Below are 24,865 nucleotides of genomic sequence, written 5' to 3' on the forward strand. Positions count from 1 at the left end.
GACAAAAATTAAGAGTCCGAACAATGATTTTAAGGAAAATCCCATGTAAGCAAGTAGGTTAAAAAAAGTTTTGGTTATTCAAAAACACGAAGGATCTGTCCGTCTAACTCCGTTTTAAATATTTTAAGAGGTTTTGAGACATCATTACCAATTTGATTTAAAGGGGTACCGGTCTGACTAAAGGTGGAACCATGTGTGGAACACCTGAAATAGCCTCCATTATCCGTTTTAAAACTTATCCCATCGGTCTGTTGATGACTACAGATTTGGCTTGCTGCAACAAAATTACCCTCAAGGTTTTTTACAACGACCACATAATCCTTGATTATGAAATCGCCATTGTTCTGCAATTTGGCACCTTCTGCCGAACTTAAATCAATGGTAAAATCCACCCCCGTTGGTACGGGTTTGGGATCTATAACTTCATCGCTATCCGATGAACAACCATGTAAGCAGGGAAAAGTAAGGGCAAATGCCGCTCCGGTACCTAAGGTCCTTAAAAACTGCTTTCTTTCCATAACGTAATTTCTTTATAAAACAACGTAGGAAAAAGGGTATTCGTATACCTTAATACACAAAGGTTCCAAACTCGCTTTTAATTGTGAGCTTTTTAACAGAATTATCTTCTACTCTACCTACAATTTGGGCCGAAACCCCAAAACCTTCCGAAATAGTAATAAGGTCTTTGGCAATAGCAGGATTTACGTATAATTCCAATCTATGTCCACAATTAAAAACTTGGTACATCTCCTTCCAGTCGGTCCCTGATTGTTCTTGAATTAATTTGAACAACGGAGGAACGGGAAATAGGTTATCCTTAACAATATGGAGGTTGTCTACAAAATGAAGAATTTTGGTCTGTGCGCCACCACTACAGTGCACCATTCCATGGATATCGGTGGCAGTGTATTTGTCCAGAATTTTTTTAACAATAGGGGCATATGTCCGGGTTGGGGACAATACCAATTTTCCCGCATTCAAGGGGGAGTCAGGGACTTCATCGGTCAACTTCACATTACCGGAATACACCAAGTCTTCAGGAACAGCGGCATCGTAGCTTTCAGGATATTTTTCTGCCAAGTATTTGGCAAAAACGTCATGTCTGGCAGAGGTAAGTCCGTTACTCCCCATACCGCCATTATATTCCTTTTCGTAGCTAGCCTGTCCGGAAGAAGATAAGCCAACTATTACATCTCCAGCTTCTATATTGGCATTGTTGATCACGCCACTCCTTTTTAATCTTGCCGTTACGGTGGAATCCACGATAATGGTACGTACCAAATCCCCTACATCTGCAGTTTCCCCTCCGGTTGACCTTATCGTAATTCCGTGTTTTTCCAAATCCTCGATCAGCTCTTCCGTACCATTGATTATGGCGGATATGACCTCTCCCGGAATTAAATTCTTGTTTCTCCCAATGGTAGAGGACAACATAATATTGTCCGTAGCCCCAACGCATATCAGATCGTCCACATTCATGATCAGGGCATCCTGTGCTATTCCTTTCCACACAGAAATATCACCTGTCTCTTTCCAATACATATAGGCCAAGGAGGATTTAGTTCCGGCACCATCTGCATGCATCACCAAACAGTACTCCTCATCATTGGTAAGATAATCGGGAACAATTTTACAAAAGGCCTTGGGAAACAATCCCTTATCAATATTTTTTATGGCATTGTGCACGTCTTCTTTGGAAGCAGAAACCCCTCTTTGATCGTATCGTTTGCTGTTGGATGAGCTCATGAATAAAAGTTTGCGACAAAAATAGGAGAATCCATAAAAAAAAGCCCACTAATTGCGGGCTTTTAATACAATAATTTATAAATGTCCAAATTATTTAATAAACAAAAGTTCCCGATATTTGGTTAGAGGCCAATATTCGTCACCAATCAATTGTTCCAATTTATCACAATGGTAACGTATTTCATCAAAATAAGGACGAACATTATCACAATAGGCAAAGGCTTTCTTGTTAATATCGGACATATTGTTGGCTTTCTTTCTTTCATCCACCATAGCATCGGTCTTGATTTTAATAGCTCGGATATGCTCGGAAATACGCTCGACAATATCCAATTGACTTTCAGACATTTTCTTGTGGGCGGCACCGTAAATTTCTTTTAACCCTACCACATTTTTTATCAATTTATTCTGATACTCCACTGCTGCGGGAATAATATAACTGTAAGCAAGCTCATTAAAGACCCTACCTTCAATTTGAATATGTAGAATATACTCCTCCAATTCCACCTCTTGCCGAACCCTTACCTCAATTTCGCTCATGACATTCATGGACTTGAACAATGCCAAACTTTCCTTGGAGGTAAGCACCTGCAATGCCTTTGGGGTGTTCTTGTTATTGCTCAAGCCCCTGGATTTGGCCTCATTTTCCCAAACCTCGCTGTAACCATCGCCCTCGAACCTGATTCTTTTGGAGGTTTTTATATATTCCCTAAGGACATTAAAAATTGCCTCATCCTTTTTAAGACCCTTTTTATCCACCAGTTGATCTACTTCCTTTTTAAAGGCCATTAGTTGCTTTGCCACAATGGTATTAAGTACCGTCATAGGCTTGGCACAATTGGTTTTGGAGCCTACGCCCCGCATCTCGAACTTGTTTCCGGTAAATGCAAAAGGCGAGGTACGGTTACGATCGGTATTGTCCAGAAGAATTTCCGGAATCTTACCTACCACGTTCAACTTTAATTCGGTCTTTTCCTCAGGGGACAATTTCCCTTTGGTAACCCCTTCCAATTCATTTAAAACCTCATTCAGTTGTTCCCCTATAAATATCGACAAGATAGCTGGAGGCGCCTCATTGGCACCCAATCTATGGTCATTTCCTGCAGAAGCAATAGAAGAACGCAATAGTTCCTCATAATTATCCACAGCCTTTATAGTGTTCACGAAAAAAGTTAAAAACTGAAGGTTTTTCATGGGAGTGGACCCAGGACTAAGCAAATTGACACCGGTATCCGTAGACAAAGACCAATTGTTATGCTTGCCAGAACCATTTATACCCCTGAAAGGTTTTTCATGAAAGAGCACCTTAAAAAAATGCTTGTCGGCAATCTTGTCCATAACATCCATGAGCAACAGATTGTGATCTACGGCAAGATTGGTTTCTTCAAAGATTGGTGCCAACTCAAATTGATTGGGGGCAACTTCATTGTGTCTAGTTTTTACCGGAATCCCCAATTTGGTACATTCCCTTTCCAGATCTTTCATGAAATTTAAAACGCGATTTGGAATAACCCCAAAGTAGTGATCGTCCAATTGTTGGCCTTTTGCAGCACTTTGACCCACTAAAGTACGGCCTGCCAAACTGATATCGGGTCGCGAAAAAGCCAAGGACTTGTCTATTAAGAAATACTCCTGTTCCCAACCTAAGGTGGCGTATACTTTGCTAACATTCTTATCAAAAAATTTGGCTACCGCAGTAGCCGCCTCATCCATGGCATTCAACGCCCTTAAAAGTGGAGCCTTGTTATCCAAGGCTTCCCCGGTATATGCTACAAAAACTGTTGGTACACACAGGGTGGTGCCGTAAAGAAATGCTGGAGACGTTGGATCCCAGGCAGTGTAGCCCCTAGCTTCAAAAGTATTGCGTATCCCCCCGTTTGGAAAACTGGAGGCATCCGACTCCTGCTGCACCAACTGGCCACCACCGAACTTTTCCATCACCCTTCCTTCGGGCGAAAAATCAAAGAAAGCATCATGTTTCTCCGCAGTGGTTCCAGTAAGCGGTTGAAACCAATGGGTATAATGTGTTGCCCCCATGGATATTGCCCAGGTCTTCATTCCTTCCGCTACCTGGTCGGCAACTTTTCTATCTATTTTTACTCCGGACACAACGGCTGCCTTCACCCTATCATAAGCATCCTTGGTCAAATACTGTAACATTCGTTCCTCATTGAACACATTCATCCCAAAATATTCCGAACGCCTACCGGTTTCTTCCACATTTATTTCACTCCTGGTATGACTGCTTGCTATGGCCTTAAATCTTTGATTTGACATAAATTCATTTTTTGACAAAAATAACAATTCATTAAAATAATCCACATAAAATACATATTTAATAATATACCCCCAAAAAAATAGGGGTCTCCAAAAAAATATCAACATTATTATCATTTAACCCACTAAAAAATGGCATATATGGTGAAAATTATTATTTTTGTCTGCGTTAATAATAAAAATCAACAATACATATTATGAGCAAGTCTAAATTAGAATACATTTGGTTGGACGGGTACGAGCCCACACAAAACATGAGGAGTAAAACTAAGGTTGAGGAAAATTTCAGTGGTAAATTGGAAGATTGCCCAATCTGGTCTTTTGATGGAAGTTCAACCCGCCAGGCCGAAGGAGGATCTTCTGACTGTGTGTTAAAGCCCGTAGCAATCTATCCTGATCCACATCGTATCAATGGTTACTTAGTAATGACCGAGGTCATGAATGCCGATGGTACCCCACACGTATCTAACGGTAGGGCTACTATTGAAGATGAAGACAATGATTTCTGGTTTGGATTTGAGCAAGAGTATTTCATTATGGATACAAGAACTGAACTTCCTTTGGGTTTCCCTAGAGGTGGGTATCCAAAACCTCAAGGTATGTACTACTGTTCTGTTGGTGGTCTAAATACTCATGGGCGTGACTTGGTGGAAGAGCATGCAGATGCCTGTATCGCTGCCGGACTTAACTTCGAAGGAATTAACCAAGAGGTTGCCTGTGGACAGTGGGAATTCCAATTATTCGCCAAGGGTGCCAAAAAAGCAGGTGATGAAATTTGGGTTGCAAGATATTTGTTGGACAGATTGACCGAAAAACATGGTTACTATATAGAATACCATCCAAAACCTCTTGGTGATACCGATTGGAACGGTTCAGGTATGCACGCCAACTTCTCCAACACTACTTTAAGAACTTGTGGTTCAAGAGAAGTTTATGAGAAAATATGTGAGGCCTTCCGTCCAGTTGTTAAAGAACATATTGCAGTTTACGGAGAGTTCAACGAACAACGTTTGACTGGTAAGCACGAAACAGCTTCTATTCATGACTTTAGCTATGGTATTTCCGATAGGGGTGCCTCTATTAGAATTCCGATCATTACAGTACAAAAAGGCTGGAAAGGTTGGTTGGAAGATAGAAGACCAGCTTCCAACGGTGATCCATACAAAATTGCTGGAAGAATCGTTAAAACGGTTAAATCCGTTAAAATATAAAGAGTTAAAAAATAATTGTTGATTATTTTTACCGACCGTTCCTTTTGAGAAAGAGGGGCGGTTTTTTTTATACGCTTTACTTTATGATTGCTCCCTCGTTACGCAGTGGCGTATTCATCCAAAAATCACTGTAATTATCAGGTTTAACAATAGGTTGATCCTGAAATATTGGCCAATTTTTGTCCATATAAAGATGCTTGCCCGGATATTGACGAACCGGTTTTCGCTGTTGTACAAAAAATTCCCTGAATTGCATTAAGGAATAGGTTTCAGAGAAATCCAACTTGTTCCCATCCATATCTATAATATTATCCATTACTACACGAAAATCATCTTTCCCTATATCCTCCGGTTCCGCAAGAAAAATCTCCATGGCCTGATCTCCAAGGTTCATCTTAGGATACAGGTGAACAGTTACACTATCTGCAAGAACCACCTTCTCGATCTCCATACCCCTACCTTTATAACTAATATTGTAATTTTTATCCTTAAGTACCTTAAAATGCAAGGGTACCCTATTAAATGCAATTTCAAATAGCTTTTTTTCAAAGTCCACGAACACGTTCTTGACCGTAAAAACCGGTGGCACTTTTACCTCAAATTTATTACTAAAGGAAATATAACTTGGAAACATTTTATTGTCCTCCTTCTTGTATTCCACCACTGTGCGATAAAGTAACCTATCCTCTATTTTCCTACTGGTCTTGCTTATTTTCCTGGTTCCCAACAAAGCGTCATAGGTAGCGTATTCCAATTTAACGATTTCAAAATTATCCTTGGAAATATAAATCTTTCCCCGTACCATAAACTTTCTATTGTGCTTATAAATATCTATTACAAACAGCGGCATTCCGTCCAATGAGGTATCGTCCTCAATTGAAAAATCATGGTTCTTAACAAAATCAGTATCCAAATGATCAACATAGGAATAGGAGAAGGTATTATAATTCCTAATGGCATCCATGATGCGCAGTATTACAAACTCATTGCCCCCATAACTATTCAAATAAGCTTTAGGGATGGTCTTGGTCTTGTACTCGCCATAATCATATAGCCTTTCACTTAAGGAATCTGTTGGAAAATTAGCATTTCTGGAGTATTCATATATCCTTGTATTTGAATCCTCATAATCCAATGTCCCGAAGCCCTTGTCAAAAACCTCTACAATTGCCTCATTCAAATTGGTATAACCTCCAGATTTCCATTGGTAATCCCTATAGTAGCCAACGTATGACTGTGGATTAAAGGGATAATTTAGCGGGATTTTTTCTATGGCCTTGGAAATAATCTCTTCGGCAGTAACGGGCCTATCATTGTCATTTCTACCTCTTCGCCTTTTCTTGGACGCGCTCAAGGTAACCTCATCCAATTGGATAAGCATAGGTTTTAAATATATCTGATTGATTTGATCCGATAATAAACCGCCAATTACAATTTCTCTAGAATCATAACCCATTGAGGTGATCTCCAAAGTATCATTAAGTTCCCGAAACTTGATAGGTATCCTAAAACTACCATCATTATTGGAAATAACCCCCACTGCCCTATTCTTCACCCGAATGCTTGCAAAAGGTATTGGCTCTGTGTTTACCGTATCGATTAGCGTTCCACTTATAAATTCACTTTCTTGGCCATGACCAACGGTACAAAACAATATTAAGAAAGTTACAAGGTTGACTCTTATTCCCATAAGCCAAATTAATTACTTTCTTTTAGGGTATTGTTAAATATACAAATAGAACGTACACAGACAAAAGGATTGCTCCATCCCTCCATCCCAACCTGAGACCTTTGGGCAAAAACACTAGGGGAAGAATTAAAAAGGATGTACCCAACATCCAAAAAATATCGTTGGTCAGCAAGCCCTGGTCCAACACTTTAATAGGTGTAATCATAGATGTAATGCCCAAAACAGCCAAAAGATTAAAAATATTCGACCCGATTAGATTTCCCAATGAAATGGCCTTTTCCTTCTTCAATACCGCAATTACGGAAGCAGCCAATTCCGGAATACTGGTCCCAATAGACACTACGGTTACCGCAATTACCCGCTCACTAACACCATAGAAAGTAGCTAGTCCCACTGCACCCTTTATCAATAGTTCCGAACCTCCCCATAGTGCCAGTCCGCCCAAGCCTAAAAATAGCACGGTTTTATATAATGGCAACGGTACATCATCCTCAGGCAATTCATCTACAACCGCCGTTTTCTGAAAACGCAATAGATATACCAGGAAAACAAAGAGTACAAGAAACATAATAAAGCCTTCATACCTCTGTAATTCTCCATCAAAATAAATAAAAACGAAGAATAAAAAGGATGCCAACATCATAACCGGCCAATCCGTAGTATAAAAACTCTTTCTAACTTCAATACTGCCCAAAATGACGGTTATTGCCAGGACCAAACCTAGATTAGCAATATTGGAGCCCACAACATTACCCAGCGCCAAATCGGGAAAACCCTCCAAAGCAGCATTTACACTAACTATTAGCTCGGGTGCGGAGGTTGCAAAGGAAACCACTGTCATGCCTATAACAATCTTCGGAACATTGAGTTTTAAGGACAATGCCACTGCCGCCTTTAAAAGCCAATTTCCTCCTGCAATCAACAATACCAGTCCTAAAACAATAAAAAGTATATCCTGCATCAAAAAAGTTTTCCTACAAATATAACCAAGTATCCGACTTTTTTTTCACCAACATAACTGCCTTTCCAATAAATCAAAAAATCCGACTTATCTTCCTAAAAACATCTCCGTCCGAAAGGGAATCCTTAAAAAAATGCCATTTAAAATTACCCCAATGTAATTTGAAAAGAATAAAAAGCCACAAGCCCAGGGCGGTTAGTCATGTATTGTTCCAGATTAAGATTTACGGAAGCTTTATTTTAAAGGTAGATCCACACATTTCTTGGTCATCCCATAAAAACATCAAGCTTCCCATTCCACGGCTTCTCCCCACCCAATAAAGCTGTTATCAATTTATTCCGGGGACCTTGGTTTGTGCGTAATATAAAAATAGATTTATCAAACAATGGCATATATTATTAAATTGTATCTTTGCGCGCATGAATTTAGAGATTATAAAGGCAATTAAGGGCTTGTTGGACATACCCCAGAAAATTGTAATTATACCGCACAAAAATCCGGACGGAGACGCTATTGGTTCAACCTTGGGACTTTGGCACTACCTGAAAGGTCAAGGCCAAGATGCTACCATCATTGTTCCCAATGATTTTCCCAAATTCTTAAAATGGATGCCCGGAAGCGAGCAAATAGTCAATTTTGAAAGGGATGCCTCAGCAGCTAAATCCTTGATTAACAATGCTACTGTAATATTTACTTTAGATTTCAATCACTTGGGAAGAATTGGACAACTACAGCCTTTATTGGAAGGTTCATCGGCCACATTTGTAATGATTGATCACCATCAGGAACCGGATAATTACTCCAAGATTACCTACTCTGATGTTAGCATGAGTTCTACATGTGAAATGGTTTTCAATGTAATTGAAGGACTAAACGATGTAGAAAGAATTACTCCGGACCTTGCAATTTCTTTATACACCGGTATCATGACCGATACAGGATCTTTTAAATATTCTTCCACCACCAGCCGCACACATTTGGTTGTTGCCAAATTAATAGAGAAAGGAGCCAAAAATACGGAAGCACACAACAAGGTATATGATACCAATACACCAAGTAGATTGCATCTTTTGGGCTGTGCTCTAAAAAACATGGTCATCCTAGAGGAATTTAATACGGCTTTTATCACTTTATCGCAAGACGAATTGGACACCTACGATTACAAAAAGGGAGATACCGAAGGTTTCGTGAATTACGGATTAACCCTGGAAGGGATTGTTTTTGCTGTTATCTTCATTGAAAACCGGGAGGAAGGAATTATCAAGATTTCTTTTAGATCTGAAGGTGATTTTTCTGTAAATGAATTTGCTAGGGCCAATTTTAACGGAGGCGGGCATACCAATGCCGCAGGTGGTCGAAGTGATGTTTCCATGGAAGAAACCATAAACAAATTTAAAGCCTTACTACCCCTATACAAAGCTGATTTAAACGCATGAAACACCTAATATTGCTTTTGCTTATTATCGCCTGCTCCAGCTGTAATGGACCAGAACCACGTAAGCCTGTTAAAGTTAAAACCGGAAGTATTTTACAAAAATCCGTGGAACGCAATAAGGACCTTTTGGCAAAGGAAGAAAAACAAATAATGGAAATTATTAAAAATGACTCCTTGAACACCTATTTCTCCAGCGGCATCGGTTCTTGGTATCATTATATAGAAAAGAACGACCAAACCGATTACTACCCGAAAACTGATGATCTGGTCACACTTCAATACAATGTCATGACTTTTGGCAATGACACCATATATTCCAAAGAGAGTATCGGTACCATAACCTATAAGGTAGACAAACAAGACCTTTTTCCCGGATTAAGGAATAGTATAAAACTTTTAAAAGAGAAAGAAAGTGCAACGTTTTTGTTCCCTTCCTCCCTATCCTACGGTTATCACGGGGACAATAATAAAATTGGGGTAAACGTCCCCATTAAATCCACCATTACCATTTTAAATATAGATAAACAAAAAGACAACAATTAAAATTAATTACAATGAAGAAAATTTATTTATTATTGGCAGTAGTATCCATAGCATTTTCAAGCTGCAAGTCCAGTAAGCATGCGGATTTGGGAGATGGTATTTTTGCGGATATTACCACCACCGAAGGTGAAATCCTCCTTAAATTGGAGTACCAAAAGACCCCTTTGACCGTTGCCAATTTTATATCCCTAGCCGAAGGAAACAATCCTTTTGTTACCGACAGCCTAAAGGGCAAAAAATATTATGATGGCATCATCTTTCACAGGATTATTAAGGACTTTATGATTCAAGGTGGAGATCCAACTGGAACAGGTATGGGAAATCCGGGATATAAATTTAAGGATGAATTTAACGACTCCCTTACCCACAATAAGGCCGGTATCCTATCCATGGCAAATTCCGGACCTACCACCAATGGAAGTCAGTTTTTTATTACCCACAAGGAAACTCCCTTTTTAAATGGCAGACACACCGTATTTGGTGAAGTTGTCAAAGGAATGGATATTGTTGATTCCATTGCCAATGTTAAAACTGCAGAAGGCGACAGACCGGTTACCGATGTGGTTATGAACACGGTTGAAATTATCAGAAACGGCAAGGAGGCCAAAAAATTTGATGCTGTAAAAGTAATGAGTGATTACTTTGCCGAGGAAGAGGAAAGGATCAAGGCGATGGAGAAAATGAAAACCGATTTCGTTGCCCAAATTACCGCAGAGGAAAATACAGCAGTAGAACTACCATCCGGCCTTAAAGTACTTACCCTAGTAGAGGGCAGTGGAGAACAACCTAAAGTGGGACAAAAAGTTAATGTGCTATATGCCGGATATTTATCCGATGGATCACTATTTGACAGTAATTACGAAGAGATCGCCAAAAAATATGGCGTTTATCAGGAGGCCAGAAAACAAGGTCGCGGTTACGAAGCCATTCCAATGGACTACAGCCCAGAAGCCAGGATAATCCCAGGCTTTAAGGAAGGCCTTATGCAAATGAAGGTTGGAGACAAGGTTCGTTTATTTATACCGTCCCATTTAGGCTATGGTGAAGCCGGTTATGGCCCTATTCCCCCAGATGCCAAATTAATTTTTGATCTGGAAATTACTGGGATAGCCCAATAATTGTATAACAAAAAACAAAAAACCTTGTTGGCCTCTATATTGGAGATCAACAAGGTTTTTTATTTCTTATTCTGTTAAACTGATAAAGTGCGTATCCAAAAAGTAGCAGGATAAGAAAAATTACGCAGCCTAATAAATTCAAATAGGAAATCTATTTCCAGTTTGTTGCTTTAAGCTTTAAGGTAGCCTTTAATATATCTTTCTGGGAAATTTGTCCGACCAACTTTCCATTTTCCACTATTGGAAAACGTCTGCGCTTTTCGTTCAAAAACTTATTGGCCGCATCAAAAATATTCATATTGCCGTCAATGGTTTCAACATTTTTTATCATGTGTCCTTCAACGTTCAAATTGGAGCTTGGCAGATTGTGGTATCTGTTTTCGCTTATATGCTTAATACAATCTCCTTCGGAAATCATCCCAATCAATTCATTTTGATCATTCACTACTGGTCCACCTGAAATTTTATACTTCAATAGGGCCACGATTACTTCTTCAACAGATTGCTCAGGTCTAAAAGTAATCAGTTTTTTGGTCATATAATCACTAACCCTGAGTGGTGCTTCTTCACTGGGTTGTTGAACTCTAGGACCCTGAAAACTTTTTATTCCCATGTCAAATTGCTTTTGATTCTCTTAAATATAAGAAATTTAATCATTTTAACCTAAAAAAAAATTGCTCCATTTTAAATAGATGGAGCAATTCTTTTCCAAAAGCTATATAATTGTTTTTCAGCCCTGTGCATTATAAATCCTAAACTACCTTAAGGCCATAATCTCACTATTTTTTTGGTATATCGGCAAGAATTTCCAAAATAAACTTCCAAAATTTTTGCAATGAAGATATGCTTGCACGTTCATCGGGAGAATGTGCGCCTTTTATAGTGGGTCCAAAACTTATCATATCCACATCAGGATAATTCTTTCCCAAAATGCCACATTCCAATCCTGCGTGACAGGCAACTACCCTGGGCTGTTCATTAAAAAGTTCCTTGTATTTTGCTCGTAATAGATCCAATATATCTGAATCAGGATTGGGATTCCAACCAGGGTAATCTCCACTTAAAGTTACTTCATACCCAGCCTTTTCAAAAGTGCTCTGTAAGTCTTTGGCCAATTCCATTTTACCGGCCTCTACGGATGACCTTGTTAGACAGGCTATTTTTATTTGACCCTCTCCTACCTCCACTCTTGCAATATTATTGGATGTCTCCACCAGGTCCTTCATGGTTTTGCTCATGGCATAGACCCCATTAAGGGCGTTCTTAATTGCTGCCGTTAGTGCCAGTTGGTCCTTGGTCTCCATTACCATTTTTGGAGGTGGCGAAGGTTCACAAACAATCTTAAGATTAGGCTCGGTCGCTACAAATTCCTTTTTTAAAGTATTGATCCAATCTTTAAACAAGGCATCCAATTCTTTGGCGTCTGATGCTTTTATAGCTACCAAAGCAGTACTTTCCCTTGGAATTGCATTTCGCAATCCTCCGCCGTCAATTTTGGAAATCCTTAAACCAAGTTGCTTTTGCCCCACTATCAATAAATCATTCATGATCTTATTGGCATTACCCAGTCCTAAATGGATGTCCATTCCACTATGACCTCCGGAGAGTCCTTTCACCACTATTTTGTAGGCAGCAAAGTCATCGCCCAAGGGAATTTCGCCATATACACCTTTCGCAGTAATATCTATACCTCCTGCACAGCCAATATCAATTTCATCGTCATCCTCTGTATCCAGATTCAACAAGATATCCCCTTTCAACATTCCCCCCTTTAGTCCCTTGGCACCGGTCATTCCGGTTTCTTCATCGATTGTAAATAGGGCTTCCAAAGGTGGATGGGGAATATCCTTGCTCTCCAACAGGGCCATAATGGTGGCAACACCCAAACCGTTGTCTGCTCCCAAGGTGGTACCCTTTGCCCTTACCCAATCTCCATCCACATACATTTCTATACCCTGTGTACTAAAGTCGAAATCGGTATCGGCATTTTTTTGATGTACCATATCCAAATGTGACTGCAGAATTACGCTCTTCCTATCTTCCATCCCGCCTGATGCCGGCTTTTTAATGATCACATTCCCCACAGCATCCTTGGTAGTTTCAAGACCAAGGGACTTCCCAAAGTCCATCATAAATGATATGACCCGTTCCTCATGCTTGGATGGTCTTGGAACAGCATTTAAATCGGCAAATTTATTCCATATATTTTTAGGCTCTAAAACTCTTATCTCCTTATTCATATTTATAAATTATGAATTCAAAAATACAGATAGAAAAACAACCATGCTAGATTATTGGCTATTTTTGAACTGATGAATAATAAAATTAAAAATATTACCGCCCTTTTATTGGTTCCTCAAATAATCTTGGTAAAATGGTTAGGGCAATACCCGGAATTTATAGAAACCTATTACAGTTTAGGGATATACCCCTATATTTCCGGATTTTGGCGCATCTTAATGGGCTGGATTCCTTTTTCCGTAGGCGATATACTGTACGGGCTTCTAATTATCTTGGGAGTCCGATATATAACAGTGAATAGAATGGCCATTAAAAATAACGTGTTGGGGTTTATACGGGATATTGCAATGGTCTTATCTGTGGCATATTTTACATTTCATCTATTATGGGGATTAAATTATTATAGACAACCCCTTTCGCAATCCTTGGAATTGGGTGAAAAACACAGCCAGGAAGACTTGGTGAATTTTGTGGACCAACTAGTGCTTAAAACCAATGAAATTCAATTCAGCATAACCGCCGACACCAGTAAATTGGTTCAAGTTCCTTATAACAAGAAAGAAATTATGGACCTTACCCTAGAGGGCTACCAATCCCTAAAAAACAAAAATCCCCTTTTTGCCTACCACCACCCAAGTTTAAAAAAATCCATTTTTAGTATCCCTTTGAGCTATATGGGTTATGGCGGCTATTTAAATCCATTCACCAATGAAGCACAAGCCAATAGTGCATTGCCCAATTTTAGATTTCCTGTTATATGTGGCCATGAAATAGGTCATCAGTTGGGGTTTTCCGCAGAAAATGAAACCAATTTTATTGGTTATTTGGCAACCGTAAGCAATGAGGATATCTATTTTAAATACTCCGCATACGCCTACGCCCTTAGCTATTGCCTAAATGACCTTGCGAATCGGGACCAAGAGGAGTTTAAACGCCAGTACGACAAACTGAATCCAGGAGTAAAGAAGAATTATAAAGAAATTGCCGAATTTTGGGAAGCACATGAAAACCCCATGGAGCCCATTTTTAAATCTATATTCAATACTTTTCTAAAGGCCAACAATCAGAAGGAAGGAATAAAAAGCTACAATGCAGTGGTAACCTTATTGGTTAATTATTATCAACAAAATCCCTTATAACAGAAAAACATTATTTGCCGATACTCATTGGTTTATTGAACAAAACACAATAAGCAACAAACTAAACCCATTAAGGAACTTCAAACACTATTATTACCGATCCTTTTAGCCCGTATTTCCAGGGGTCGGCAACACCCGGTTTTTTACTCTTGTACTTTTCCTTCCACAAATATTCCGTTATTGGGCTTAGCAAAGAAACTTAACGCCTTGGCCTGCCCGCTTATCTCTATCCCTTCAAAATCCACCGGTTTACTGGGCTCCTTAATCTTGCGCCCCTCGGAATTGTACCAAGTCAATGCTTTGGGCACCGTAAGGCCATTTACATCCGTCCAATCGTGATAACCTATCCAACTTATTTTATCGGATCGTTCACCACTTCTGTAACTCACCGTATATCCAAGCCAAGCCATTTTTAAAGTCTTGGGGTCATAGTGCAAAAAGTACTCATCCTTATAGGAGGTGCCTATTCCCGAATTGAAACTTACGGCAATTCCGGAATAACTGACACCTTCATGTACCAAATCTTCCGTTTCAGCATAAACAATACCTTTATCCCCCAACACAAAAGGCATGTTGAAAAAATAAGACCTGAGGTTGTGATAAAACACTGGATCACCTTTAAACGCATTTTCTTCGTTGACCAGCCATACCTTATCACCGTCGTATCCTAGGGAATAAGCTGGTCCGTCCACCCTATCCATTCTAGTTTTAAGATCCAAAGTATGGAGCTCTTCCCCTTGCTTAAATACCAAAGTCTTCTTGTTTTTCCAGTTCGCCAACCCCCCATGGGCTTCAAAAACCTTTATTAATGCTTCTGGATATCGATCCTGGTCAATCTTTGTTACTGTCTTAGGTTCGGCCAATTCCACTTCAACTTCCTTTGTTTTGTTTTCCATTTTACAAGATAGCGTACTAGCCAATAACAGTACTACAATTACATATTTCATCCTTATTATTTTAGTTGCCCCATTGGTCGCAAAACTATAATTAAGTTAACATAATATATTATTTTTGCACCAATGGGCTATATAAAAGAGATCAGCAGTATTCACAACCCCTTGGTAAGGAATACAATAGCATTAAAGGAGAAATCCCGTGAACGAAAAAAAAATGGGCTTTTTGTTATTGAAGGCATCAAGGAGCTACAGCTCGCCATTAAGGGACAGTATACCTTAAAGACCATTCTTTTCTATCCGGAGCTGGTTACCGACGATACTATTTGGGAATTAATACAGGGTATTTCCCCAGTTCCCGAAGTAATTGCCATATCCAAGGATATATTTCAGAAATTGGCACATAGGGATACTACAGAGGGAATATTGGCCATAGCAGTAGCACGGGAGCATTCTCTGGAGTCTTTAAAATTTAAGAACGACAGTCCACTTGTTTTGGTCGCGGAAGCCCCTGAAAAACCAGGCAATATTGGTGCTCTTCTTCGAACCGCGGATGCTGCCGGCCTGGATGCCGTAATTATTGCCAATCCCAAAGGCGACCTTTACAACCCAAATATAATCCGTTCCAGTGTAGGATGTGTGTTCACTACCAAGATAGCCTTGGGATTCACACCTGAAATTATCCAATTCTTAGTTAATCGCAATATCGCTATCAACTGTGCAGCATTAAGTGCCTCCAAGCCATATACAGAAGTGGATTTTACCAAAGGCACGGCAATTGTGGTTGGAACGGAAGCTACCGGCCTATCCGAGCAATGGCTCAACAAGTCTACCCAAAATATTATAATTCCGATGCATGGAGAAATAGACTCCATGAATGTCTCCGTATCAGCAGCAATACTTATCTTTGAGGCTAGGAGGCAAAGGGGAATTTAAAGAAAGAACCGGCGTCCACAAAACTGCAGCATAATATAATATTGAAATCCATTAGTTATTTAAATGAACAGTAACATCCTATTTTATATCATAATTGCCATTTTATTGATTCAATTTATAATTGAAACCGTGCTGGAATATTTAAATGCCAAGCGCTATACCGATGTTGTTCCCAATGAACTAAGCGACGTTTTCGATAAGGAGGAATACAGAAAATCACAAGAGTATAAAAAAACCAACTATCGTTTTGGGATGGCAAGTTCTGTCTTCTCACTATGCCTTACCTTAATGTTTTTGATTTTTGGGGGATTTGAATGGATAGATACCATTGCCAGAAGTTTCAGCGATAACCCAATTTTGATTGCCCTTATTTTTTTCGGAATAATAATGATCGGCAATGATATTGTTACAACCCCTTTTTCCTATTACCACACCTTTGTAATAGAGGAGAAATTCGGCTTTAACAAGAGCACCAAAAAATTATTCTGGACAGATAAAATTAAAGGTTGGATCATGATGATGGTAATTGGAGGTGGAATTCTGGCATTGATCATCTGGTTTTTTCAATGGGCGGGCACCAACTTTTGGGTTTATGCCTGGGTCCTTATAGCTGTTTTTTCGCTTTTCATGAACCTGTTCTACAGCAAATTGATAGTACCTCTTTTTAACAAGCAAACTCCCTTGGCAGAAGGTAGTTTAAAAAGTAAAATCGAAACTTACGCCAAAAACGTGGGATTTGAATTAAAAAATATATTTGTGATAGATGGATCAAAAAGATCTACCAAGGCCAATGCTTATTTTTCTGGATTTGGCAAAGAAAAGAGAATAACCCTTTACGATACCTTGATCAACGACCTTGAAGAAGACGAAATTGTAGCGGTGCTGGCGCATGAAGTGGGACATTACAAAAGAAAACACATCATCTTCAATTTATCAGCCTCTATTTTACTTACTGGTTTCACCCTATTTATCCTATCCATTTTTATAAATAATCCGGAAGTATCTTTGGCTATCGGTGTTTCGCAACCCAGTTTTCATGCAGCACTTATCGGCTTTGGAATACTATATAGTCCTATATCCGAAATAACCGGATTGGTCATGAACGCCATGTCCAGAAAATTCGAATATCAGGCAGATGATTTTGCAAAAGAGACTTTTGCCCCCAAACCTCTAATAACGTCCTTGAAAAAATTATCCAAGAATAGCCTAAGCAATCTAACTCCTCATCCTGCTTATGTTTTTATGCACTATTCACACCCAACCCTAATGTCCAGAATTCAGAACTTAAAGGCATAATTTTTGTTGTCTACTATTATAGTTTGTGCTATTTTTAATTTATGATGACCGAAGCTGCAATAGAGAAAGAAAACAAGGAAATAGCGAAGCAATACAAGGAATTGCTCCGCATAAGCTATCAAAGTCTTACCGATGAGGATAAGAAATTGATACGCTCTGCCTTTGATATTGCCGTAGATGCCCACAAAAACCAGAGAAGGAAATCGGGAGAAGCATACGTTTTCCACCCCATAGCCGTAGCCAAAATTGTGGCTTCAGAAATGGGTCTGGACGCAGTTTCCATTGCATCCGCACTACTCCATGATGTTGTTGAGGACACCGAATATACCCTGGCGGACATAGAACGCTTGTTTGGCGAGACCGTGGCTAGGATCGTAGACGGACTCACTAAGATTGCCCACCTGAAAAAGGATATGAACATTTCCCAACAGGCGGAGAATTTTAGAAAAATGCTCCTAACCCTTAATGACGATGTACGGGTAATCATTATAAAGATAGCGGACCGATATCACAATATGCTCACCATGGATTCCATGCCAGAGCATAAACAAGTGAAGATAGCCTCGGAAACCTTGTACATATACGCACCTTTAGCGCATAGGATTGGGCTATACAATATTAAAACGGAGCTGGAAGACCTTAGCCTTAAATACACAGAGCCAGAGGTATACGAGGACATCTTAGGTAAGATTGAAGAGTCCAAAGAAGAACAGCAGGCCTATATCGATGCTTTTTCCGGTGTGATCAGCGACTCATTGGATAAAGAAAACCTTAATTACTACATTAAGGGCCGAATGAAATCCATATTTTCCATTCGCCGAAAAATGAAGGTTCAAAATGTATCCTTCGATGAGATTTATGACAAATTTGCGATTCGGATCATATACAAATCGGACCGGCATAACGAAAAGTTTTTGGCTTGGAAGATTTATTCTATTGTCACCGATCACTTCACCCCTAACCCTGTCCGTTTGCGGGATTGGATTTCCTCTCCCAAATCTACGGGTTATGAGGCCTTGCATATCACTGTAATGGGCCCTAAGGGCAAATGGGTAGAAGTTCAGATCCGCAGTGAAAGAATGCATGAAATTGCCGAAAAAGGTTATGCCGCACATTTTAAATACAAGCACGGCAACCAAAAAGAACAGGGAATTGAGGAATGGCTTAACAAACTACAGGAAGCCTTGGAAAATGCAAATACCAATGCGGTCGATTTTGTAGAGGAATTTAAGCTTAACCTCTATTCCAAAGAGATTTTTGTATTTACGCCCAAGGGAGAATTAAAATCCCTTCCTAAAGGGGCAACCCCATTGGATTTTGCCTTTAACATACATACCGAAGTGGGCATGCATACCCGTGGAGCCAAGGTGAACGGTAAACTGGTACCCCTGAATACCACATTGCAGAGCGGTGACCAAGTGGATATTCTCACTTCGGAAACGGCCAAGCCCAGTCAGAGCTGGTTGGATTACGCTACCACGGCAAGGGCCAGGTCTAAAATAAAATCATCATTAAGGGAAGAAAAAAAGTCTACAGCTATGGAGGGCAAGGAAGTCCTTAGGCGTAAATTAAAATCCCAAAAAATTAACCTTAACGAGGATACCATAAATAAATTGGTTGTCTTTTTTAAACTTAAGACCAGTCTGGACTTGTTCTATAGAGTGGGTATAGGCGCTATCGACAATCAGATGCTCAAAGATTTTGCGGCCTCCTATAGCAATGCATTTATAACTTTCTTTAAAAATAAGATAAAAAGAACTCCTGTTCCTGAAGATATTCACAGGGAAGAAATTACCACAAAATATGACACCCTTGTTTTTGGTAAGGAAGAGGACAAGTTGGAGTATAAATTATCCCAGTGTTGCAATCCCATTCCTGGTGACGAGGTATTCGGGTTTGTTAGCGTAAACGATGGAATTAAGGTGCATAAGAAAAACTGCCCCAACGCCATTTCGCTGCAGTCCAACTATGCCTACAGAATCATATCCGCCAAATGGATCGATTCTTCCCAAGAAGAATTTACTGTGGAAATAATGCTTACCGGGATAGATAATATAGGGTTGATCAGTGAAATTACCGAGGTAATCTCTGGCAATTTACATGTGAATATGAGAAATATCAATTTCAGCACGGATGGTGGAACATTCTCGGGAAGAATCACCCTTGTTGTAAAAAACAATGCTATCCTTAAAAAAGTTATAGATAATCTAAAGCGCATTAACGGCATCGATAAAGTATCCAGAATTTAAATTTTAACTGTACATTTGTACCCTAACGCTGGGTAAATGCTATGGGCGAAAATAAGAATCAAGAAATAGTTAAAAATGTCTTCACCACTTTTCTGGAGGAAAATGGTCACAGAAAAACACCTGAGCGCTACGCAATTTTACAGGAAATCTACGATAGCGAAGAACATTTTGATATAGAATCGCTCTATATCACTATGAAAAACAAAAATTATCGAGTAAGCAGGGCTACACTGTATAATACTATTGAGCTTCTCTTGGAATGCAAATTGGTAAGAAAACATCAATTTGGAAAAAATCAGGCCCAATACGAAAAATCCTATTTTGACAGGCAGCACGACCATGTTATCCTTACCGATACAGGTGAGGTTATGGAATTTTGCGATCCACGTATTCAAAGTATAAAAAAGACCATTGAGGAAGTTTTCAACATCAAGATCAATACTCACTCGCTCTATTTTTACGGAACGCGAAATAAAGAAGAGAACACGAATAATTAATCCAATTACATAAATAATGGCAGTAGATTTACTACTAGGACTCCAATGGGGAGATGAAGGAAAAGGGAAAATAGTTGATGTTTTAACAAAAAACTATGACATAATTGCACGTTTCCAAGGTGGACCCAATGCAGGTCACACATTAGAATTTGATGGTATAAAACATGTTTTACATACCATTCCTTCAGGAATTTTCCACAAAACTGCGGTTAACATAGTTGGCAACGGAGTGGTTATAGACCCGGTTATCTTTAAAAAAGAGCTGGATAATCTTAAAAAGTTCAATCTAGATATTAAATCAAAATTATTTATCTCTAGAAAGGCCCACTTAATTTTGCCCACCCACCGTTTACTGGATGCCGCTTCCGAAACCTCAAAGGGTAAGGCCAAAATAGGATCTACTTTAAAAGGTATTGGCCCAACCTATATGGACAAAACCGGAAGGAACGGAATGAGGGTAGGCGATTTGGAATTCTCGGACTGGAAAGAAAAGTACAGGATATTGGCCAACAAGCATGAGGCCATGATCAGCTTTTACAATGTAGAGATACAATATGACCTTAAGGAATTGGAGGCCGACTTCTTTATGGCCGTAGAAGAGTTAAAAAAATTGACCTTCATAGATAGTGAGGAATATATTTTCAACGCACAGAGGGAAGGTAAAAAAATATTGGCGGAAGGTGCGCAGGGATCCTTATTGGATATCGATTTTGGGACTTATCCTTTTGTAACCTCATCCAATACCACTGCAGCTGGAGCCTGTACCGGATTGGGTGTGGCACCCAATAAAATAGGTAACGTTTTGGGTATTTTTAAAGCGTATACCACCCGTGTGGGCAGTGGACCTTTCCCTACAGAACTTTTCGATGAGGACGGCGCAACCATGGGCAGGGTCGGTAACGAATTTGGGGCAACCACAGGGAGACCAAGACGATGCGGATGGTTGGACCTGGTAGCACTTAAATACGCGGTGGAAATTAATGGGGTTACAGAATTGATGATGATGAAGGCAGACGTGCTTAGTGGGTTTAAAACCCTAAAAGTGTGTACTGCATACAATTATAAAGGAAACCAAATAAAACATTTGCCCTATAGCATAGAACCGGAATATGTGACCCCGGTCTATACTGAAATGAAGGGATGGGCAAAGGATTTGACCAAAATGAGCAAGTCAGACGAACTTCCAGACACCTTGATAGACTACATTAAGTTTCTGGAAAAGGAATTGGAAGTACCTATTAAGATTGTCTCGGTAGGACCGGATAGGACCCAGACCATATATCGATAAACAAAAGCCATCTTAAAAGATGGCTTTTTGGTTAATTGGGATTTACTAAAACTATCCCAAACTATATTATCCTCCCTCAAAATATACTATTTTTGACCAAAATTATAAACATTGCTTAAGTCCGTATTTCTATTATTAATCGTATTCATTTGTTGGAGTAGTTGGGCACAGGAGCCCCAGGCAGAGGTTAAACAAATAAACATTGTTTATGGAGCCAACTTTACCAAAGATGAAAAACAATATCCCGGGGCAGCCATCTTTAGCAAGGATGACCGGCAGGTGCAATTTGAGCACGAAGGAGCGGATTTGTGGTGCGATATTGCCATATATTACCAAAAGGAAAATAGACTCAAGGCCATAGGAAACATCAAACTGAAACAGGGAGATTCCGTACAATTGACCAGTGGCAAAATAGATTATGACGGTAATTTAAACCTTGCCAAGGCATGGGAAAATGTGGTATTGAACCATACCAGCATGACACTTACCACAGACACCTTACGGTTCGACAGGGAAAAACAAGAGGCTTTCTATGAACATAACGGAACCGTAGTTGATTCCTCCAACACCCTTACCAGTAAAATAGGACGCTACTTTACACAACTTAAAAAATCCCAGTTCTTACAAAGTGTGAACCTTGTGAACCCTGAATTCAATTTGGTTTCCAAACAATTGGATTATTATACCGAGTCTAAAAATGCTTATTTGTACGGTCCATCCACTATCACCGGGGAAACCTATAAAATGTATTGCGAACGTGGATTCTATGACACCAAAATTGAAAACGGATACGGAATTAAAAATACCCGAATAGACTATAATAATCGAATAATAACGGGGGACAGTTTGTATTTTGACAAGAAGACAGAATTTGCATCGGCAACAAATAATATTACCATCAGGGATACCATAAACAATGGATTGATAAGGGCGCACTATGCTGAAGTGTACAAGGCCAAGGATTCCGTTTTTGCCACTAAAAGGGCCGTTTCCATTAATCTGGTGGAACAGGATTCCCTCTATATGCACGGCGACACCCTAATGATTACGGGCAAACCAGAACAACGTATCCTTAGGGCATTTAGAAATGCAAAATTCTACAAGACCGATCTAAGTGGTAAGTGCGATTCCATTCATTTTAACCAAAAAACGGGTATTACCGAATTAATTACCAATCCTATTATTTGGAATGGAGAAAATCAGATGACTGGAGACAGTATCCACTTACTATCCGACTTGGAAACCGAAAAATTGGACTCTTTAAAAGTTATCAATAATGCCTTTATAATTTCCTTGGATACGGTAGGTAAAGTAGGTTATAATCAGGCCAAAGGCATGGATCTATTCGGGAAATTTATAGACAACAAATTAAGTCTTATCGACCTTGTAAAAAACACCGAGGTCATCTATTATATGTACAATGATGACCAAGAACTAATTGGAATAGACAAGACCATATGCAGCGCCATTAGAATGACCCTTACAAATAATGAGATAGAGGATATTACCTTTATTACCAATCCTGATGGCGATATTTTTCCCGAAAAGGAACTTCCTGAAAACAGTAGGTTGCTAAAAGGTTTTATTTGGCGTGGGAAGGAAAGAATTATGACCAAGGACGACATTTTTGATGAGGACGACAACAACATTAAACTGGTCACCATTCGAGGGGTGGAAAACCCTATAGATTTGGACGTGGAGCCAGAAGAGGCCATGGAGGACCAAAGGAAGCGCGATTCTATAAATTCTTCCAAGTTATTACCTCCCAATCCCTTGAAAAAAATAGAACCAACCAAAAAAGATCAACAGAAAAAGGAGCCCAAACCCAAGGTGTCAGAAACAAAATCGGAGGTGCGCTACGAGGAGGGAGCTAAAGAGAACGGTTTGGAACCTGGTTACTATTTAATAGCGAACGTTTTTGAAGTGAAGGAAAATTATGAGAAATTCATGAAAAGCCTTACGAAAAAAGGATTGGAGCCCCAACACTTTTTACGAAATTTCAATCAATACCACTATGTTTATTTAGAGCGCTTTGACACCTGGGAGGAAGCGCTCGAATCCCGAAATAGTAATTTCAATGGGAATTACATGGATGAAACTTGGATTTTAAGAATCCTTGACAAATAGGACAAATGAAAAAGGATTATTTTAAGTACCAGGCACAAACTTCTTCGCATCCTTTGGCTTTGGAAATTTCTCATGCCAAGGGTAGTTATATTTACGACACCCAAGGAAAGGCACATTTAGATTTTGTTGCAGGAGTATCTGCATGCAGCTTGGGGCATTGCCACCCCAGAGTGGTAACTGCCATCCAAGAGCAAGCGCAAAAATATATGCATGTTATGGTGTACGGCGAGTATATCCAAGAACCGGCCGTAGCCTATACCAAGTTGCTTGCAAGCCTACTTCCTACGCCACTGGAAACCACCTATTTGGTAAATTCCGGGACAGAGGCTATTGAAGGCGCCCTGAAATTAGCTAGAAGGTTTACCGGAAGAAGCCAAATTATTGCAGCTAAACACGCCTACCATGGAAATACAATGGGAAGTCTGAGCATAATGGGCTTTGAAGAGCGGAAAAGTGCGTTTAGGCCCCTTATTCCGGACGTTGGCTTTATTCAATTTAATTCAGAAGAGGATTTATTGTCCATAACCGAAAAAACAGCAGCCGTTGTATTGGAAACCATCCAAGGGGGTGCCGGTTTTATTTTACCGGAGAACGGATATTTAAAAAAGGTAAGGGAACGATGTACGGCCGTGGGCGCAATGTTAATATTGGATGAGATCCAGCCTGGATTTGGACGAACGGGAAAATTGTTCGCTTTTGAACACTTCGATTGTATTCCGGATATTCTAGTTATTGGAAAAGGCATGGCCGGCGGAATGCCGGTAGGTGCATTTGTGGCTTCCCACAACATGATGCAGTCATTGATAGAGAACCCCAAACTTGGTCATATTACCACTTTTGGGGGAAATCCTGTAATTGCAGCCGCCTGTCTTGCAACCTTACAGGAAATAACGGAAGGTAGGCTAATTCAGGAATCCTTGAAAAAGGAAGTTCTTTTTAGAAACCTTTTGCAGCACAAATTAATAAAGGAAATTCGAGGTAAAGGATTAATGTTGGCCTTAATGATGGAAAAACCTGAAATGGCCAATGAGGTAATCCTTAAATGTGCCGAGAAAGGCCTAATATTATTCTGGCTCCTTTTTGAACCAAATGCAATTCGTATTTCACCGCCATTGACCATTAGCAATCAAGAAATTAGCCTTGGATGTTCACTAATTTTAGAGGTGCTGGACGGGCTTAAACAATAAATTGTTAACTAATTTGTTAATATAATAGACC

Annotated in this window: 20 protein-coding genes; 12 read left to right on the forward strand and 8 right to left on the reverse strand. The window is 39.6% G+C overall.

Going from position 1 to position 24,865, the window contains the following annotated elements; all coding sequences use genetic code 11:
• Positions 1-74 precede the first annotated feature (74 nt).
• From U735_RS0115440 to U735_RS0115450, 3 genes are all read right to left on the reverse strand, one after another.
• Positions 75-518 (reverse strand): QcrA and Rieske domain-containing protein, encoded by a 444-nt coding sequence (locus U735_RS0115440; RefSeq protein ID WP_031444694.1) that lies wholly within the window; start codon positions 516-518, stop codon positions 75-77.
• Between the two features lie 49 nt (positions 519-567).
• Complete coding sequence (locus U735_RS0115445; RefSeq protein ID WP_031444695.1) at positions 568-1,746, reverse strand: AIR synthase related protein; 1,179 nt, start codon at positions 1,744-1,746, stop codon at positions 568-570.
• A gap of 90 nt (positions 1,747-1,836) precedes the next feature.
• Positions 1,837-4,023 carry a glutamine synthetase III family protein gene (locus U735_RS0115450; RefSeq protein ID WP_031444696.1) on the reverse strand — a complete coding sequence of 729 codons (2,187 nt, stop codon included), beginning with the start codon at positions 4,021-4,023 and terminating at the stop codon, positions 1,837-1,839.
• A 197-nt stretch (positions 4,024-4,220) separates the two neighbouring features.
• Between U735_RS0115450 and U735_RS0115455 the strand changes: the two genes are divergently transcribed.
• Entirely contained in the window at positions 4,221-5,234 is a 1,014-nt protein-coding gene (locus U735_RS0115455; protein WP_031444697.1) for a glutamine synthetase beta-grasp domain-containing protein, read from the forward strand.
• 76 nt (positions 5,235-5,310) lie between these two features.
• Here U735_RS0115455 and U735_RS0115460 read toward each other — a convergent pair whose 3' ends face one another.
• On the reverse strand, positions 5,311-6,924 hold the full coding sequence (locus U735_RS0115460; protein WP_031444698.1) for a carboxypeptidase-like regulatory domain-containing protein: 1,614 nt from the start codon (positions 6,922-6,924) through the stop codon (positions 5,311-5,313).
• A 22-nt stretch (positions 6,925-6,946) separates the two neighbouring features.
• The gene (locus U735_RS0115465) at positions 6,947-7,885 is read right to left on the reverse strand and encodes a calcium/sodium antiporter (RefSeq protein WP_031444699.1); all 939 of its coding nucleotides are present in this window, start codon (positions 7,883-7,885) and stop codon (positions 6,947-6,949) included.
• Positions 7,886-8,304: 419 nt separating this feature from the next.
• Here U735_RS0115465 and U735_RS0115475 point away from each other — a divergent pair, with 419 nt between their 5' ends.
• Genes U735_RS0115475 through U735_RS0115485 form a run of 3 tightly spaced genes read left to right on the forward strand, consistent with a single transcriptional unit; the run spans position 8,305 to position 10,981 of the window.
• Positions 8,305-9,321: a DHH family phosphoesterase gene (locus tag U735_RS0115475; protein WP_031444700.1), complete on the forward strand. Its 1,017-nt coding sequence runs from the start codon at positions 8,305-8,307 to the stop codon at positions 9,319-9,321.
• Positions 9,318-9,863 (forward strand): gliding motility-associated peptidyl-prolyl isomerase GldI, encoded by a 546-nt coding sequence (gene gldI / locus U735_RS0115480; RefSeq protein ID WP_031444701.1) that lies wholly within the window; start codon positions 9,318-9,320, stop codon positions 9,861-9,863. Before U735_RS0115475 ends, gldI begins: the two co-directional genes overlap by 4 nt.
• Before the next feature lie 11 nt (positions 9,864-9,874).
• Entirely contained in the window at positions 9,875-10,981 is a 1,107-nt protein-coding gene (locus U735_RS0115485) for a peptidylprolyl isomerase (protein WP_031444702.1), read from the forward strand.
• Positions 10,982-11,132: 151 nt separating this feature from the next.
• On the opposite strand, the gene U735_RS0115490 is transcribed toward U735_RS0115485, so the two are convergent.
• Together U735_RS0115490 and U735_RS0115495 are read right to left on the reverse strand one after the other, a co-directional pair.
• On the reverse strand, positions 11,133-11,594 hold the full coding sequence (locus U735_RS0115490; protein ID WP_031444703.1) for a CBS domain-containing protein: 462 nt from the start codon (positions 11,592-11,594) through the stop codon (positions 11,133-11,135).
• Positions 11,595-11,760: 166 nt separating this feature from the next.
• The gene (locus U735_RS0115495; RefSeq protein WP_031444704.1) at positions 11,761-13,221 is read right to left on the reverse strand and encodes an aminoacyl-histidine dipeptidase; all 1,461 of its coding nucleotides are present in this window, start codon (positions 13,219-13,221) and stop codon (positions 11,761-11,763) included.
• Positions 13,222-13,293: 72 nt separating this feature from the next.
• Between U735_RS0115495 and U735_RS0115500 the strand changes: the two genes are divergently transcribed.
• Complete coding sequence (locus U735_RS0115500; RefSeq protein WP_031444705.1) at positions 13,294-14,361, forward strand: DUF3810 domain-containing protein; 1,068 nt, start codon at positions 13,294-13,296, stop codon at positions 14,359-14,361.
• Positions 14,362-14,504: 143 nt separating this feature from the next.
• On the opposite strand, the gene U735_RS0115505 is transcribed toward U735_RS0115500, so the two are convergent.
• Entirely contained in the window at positions 14,505-15,308 is an 804-nt protein-coding gene (locus U735_RS0115505; protein ID WP_031444706.1) for a DUF6503 family protein, read from the reverse strand.
• Between the two features lie 72 nt (positions 15,309-15,380).
• Here U735_RS0115505 and U735_RS0115510 point away from each other — a divergent pair, with 72 nt between their 5' ends.
• The 7 genes from U735_RS0115510 (at position 15,381) to U735_RS0115540 (ending at position 24,834) form a co-directional block, all read left to right on the forward strand.
• Complete coding sequence (locus U735_RS0115510) at positions 15,381-16,190, forward strand: TrmH family RNA methyltransferase (RefSeq protein WP_031444707.1); 810 nt, start codon at positions 15,381-15,383, stop codon at positions 16,188-16,190.
• 63 nt (positions 16,191-16,253) lie between these two features.
• Positions 16,254-17,486 carry a M48 family metallopeptidase gene (locus U735_RS0115515; protein ID WP_031444708.1) on the forward strand — a complete coding sequence of 411 codons (1,233 nt, stop codon included), beginning with the start codon at positions 16,254-16,256 and terminating at the stop codon, positions 17,484-17,486.
• Between the two features lie 44 nt (positions 17,487-17,530).
• Positions 17,531-19,735: a RelA/SpoT family protein gene (locus U735_RS0115520; protein ID WP_031444709.1), complete on the forward strand. Its 2,205-nt coding sequence runs from the start codon at positions 17,531-17,533 to the stop codon at positions 19,733-19,735.
• Between the two features lie 41 nt (positions 19,736-19,776).
• Positions 19,777-20,232 (forward strand): Fur family transcriptional regulator, encoded by a 456-nt coding sequence (locus U735_RS0115525; protein WP_031444710.1) that lies wholly within the window; start codon positions 19,777-19,779, stop codon positions 20,230-20,232.
• A gap of 16 nt (positions 20,233-20,248) precedes the next feature.
• On the forward strand, positions 20,249-21,520 hold the full coding sequence (locus U735_RS0115530; protein WP_031444711.1) for an adenylosuccinate synthase: 1,272 nt from the start codon (positions 20,249-20,251) through the stop codon (positions 21,518-21,520).
• A 111-nt stretch (positions 21,521-21,631) separates the two neighbouring features.
• Positions 21,632-23,647 carry an OstA-like protein gene (locus U735_RS0115535; RefSeq protein ID WP_083260709.1) on the forward strand — a complete coding sequence of 672 codons (2,016 nt, stop codon included), beginning with the start codon at positions 21,632-21,634 and terminating at the stop codon, positions 23,645-23,647.
• A gap of 5 nt (positions 23,648-23,652) precedes the next feature.
• On the forward strand, positions 23,653-24,834 hold the full coding sequence (locus U735_RS0115540; RefSeq protein WP_031444713.1) for an aspartate aminotransferase family protein: 1,182 nt from the start codon (positions 23,653-23,655) through the stop codon (positions 24,832-24,834).
• Positions 24,835-24,865 lie beyond the last annotated feature (31 nt).

The organism is Arenibacter algicola (genome assembly GCF_000733925.1).
Classification (GTDB): domain Bacteria; phylum Bacteroidota; class Bacteroidia; order Flavobacteriales; family Flavobacteriaceae; genus Arenibacter; species Arenibacter algicola.

Bases quoted from the DNA above. Each gene is read 5' to 3' on its own strand.
- U735_RS0115440 (WP_031444694.1), bottom strand. From the start codon at position 518: ATGGAAAGAAAGCAGTTTTTAAGGACCTTAGGTACCGGAGCGGCATTT.
- U735_RS0115445 (WP_031444695.1), bottom strand. From the start codon at position 1,746: ATGAGCTCATCCAACAGCAAACGATACGATCAAAGAGGGGTTTCTGCT.
- U735_RS0115450 (WP_031444696.1), bottom strand. From the start codon at position 4,023: ATGTCAAATCAAAGATTTAAGGCCATAGCAAGCAGTCATACCAGGAGT.
- U735_RS0115455 (WP_031444697.1), top strand. From the start codon at position 4,221: ATGAGCAAGTCTAAATTAGAATACATTTGGTTGGACGGGTACGAGCCC.
- U735_RS0115460 (WP_031444698.1), bottom strand. From the start codon at position 6,924: ATGGGAATAAGAGTCAACCTTGTAACTTTCTTAATATTGTTTTGTACC.
- U735_RS0115465 (WP_031444699.1), bottom strand. From the start codon at position 7,885: ATGCAGGATATACTTTTTATTGTTTTAGGACTGGTATTGTTGATTGCA.
- U735_RS0115475 (WP_031444700.1), top strand. From the start codon at position 8,305: ATGAATTTAGAGATTATAAAGGCAATTAAGGGCTTGTTGGACATACCC.
- gldI (WP_031444701.1), top strand. From the start codon at position 9,318: ATGAAACACCTAATATTGCTTTTGCTTATTATCGCCTGCTCCAGCTGT.
- U735_RS0115485 (WP_031444702.1), top strand. From the start codon at position 9,875: ATGAAGAAAATTTATTTATTATTGGCAGTAGTATCCATAGCATTTTCA.
- U735_RS0115490 (WP_031444703.1), bottom strand. From the start codon at position 11,594: ATGGGAATAAAAAGTTTTCAGGGTCCTAGAGTTCAACAACCCAGTGAA.
- U735_RS0115495 (WP_031444704.1), bottom strand. From the start codon at position 13,221: ATGAATAAGGAGATAAGAGTTTTAGAGCCTAAAAATATATGGAATAAA.
- U735_RS0115500 (WP_031444705.1), top strand. From the start codon at position 13,294: ATGAATAATAAAATTAAAAATATTACCGCCCTTTTATTGGTTCCTCAA.
- U735_RS0115505 (WP_031444706.1), bottom strand. From the start codon at position 15,308: ATGAAATATGTAATTGTAGTACTGTTATTGGCTAGTACGCTATCTTGT.
- U735_RS0115510 (WP_031444707.1), top strand. From the start codon at position 15,381: ATGGGCTATATAAAAGAGATCAGCAGTATTCACAACCCCTTGGTAAGG.
- U735_RS0115515 (WP_031444708.1), top strand. From the start codon at position 16,254: ATGAACAGTAACATCCTATTTTATATCATAATTGCCATTTTATTGATT.
- U735_RS0115520 (WP_031444709.1), top strand. From the start codon at position 17,531: ATGACCGAAGCTGCAATAGAGAAAGAAAACAAGGAAATAGCGAAGCAA.
- U735_RS0115525 (WP_031444710.1), top strand. From the start codon at position 19,777: ATGGGCGAAAATAAGAATCAAGAAATAGTTAAAAATGTCTTCACCACT.
- U735_RS0115530 (WP_031444711.1), top strand. From the start codon at position 20,249: ATGGCAGTAGATTTACTACTAGGACTCCAATGGGGAGATGAAGGAAAA.
- U735_RS0115540 (WP_031444713.1), top strand. From the start codon at position 23,653: ATGAAAAAGGATTATTTTAAGTACCAGGCACAAACTTCTTCGCATCCT.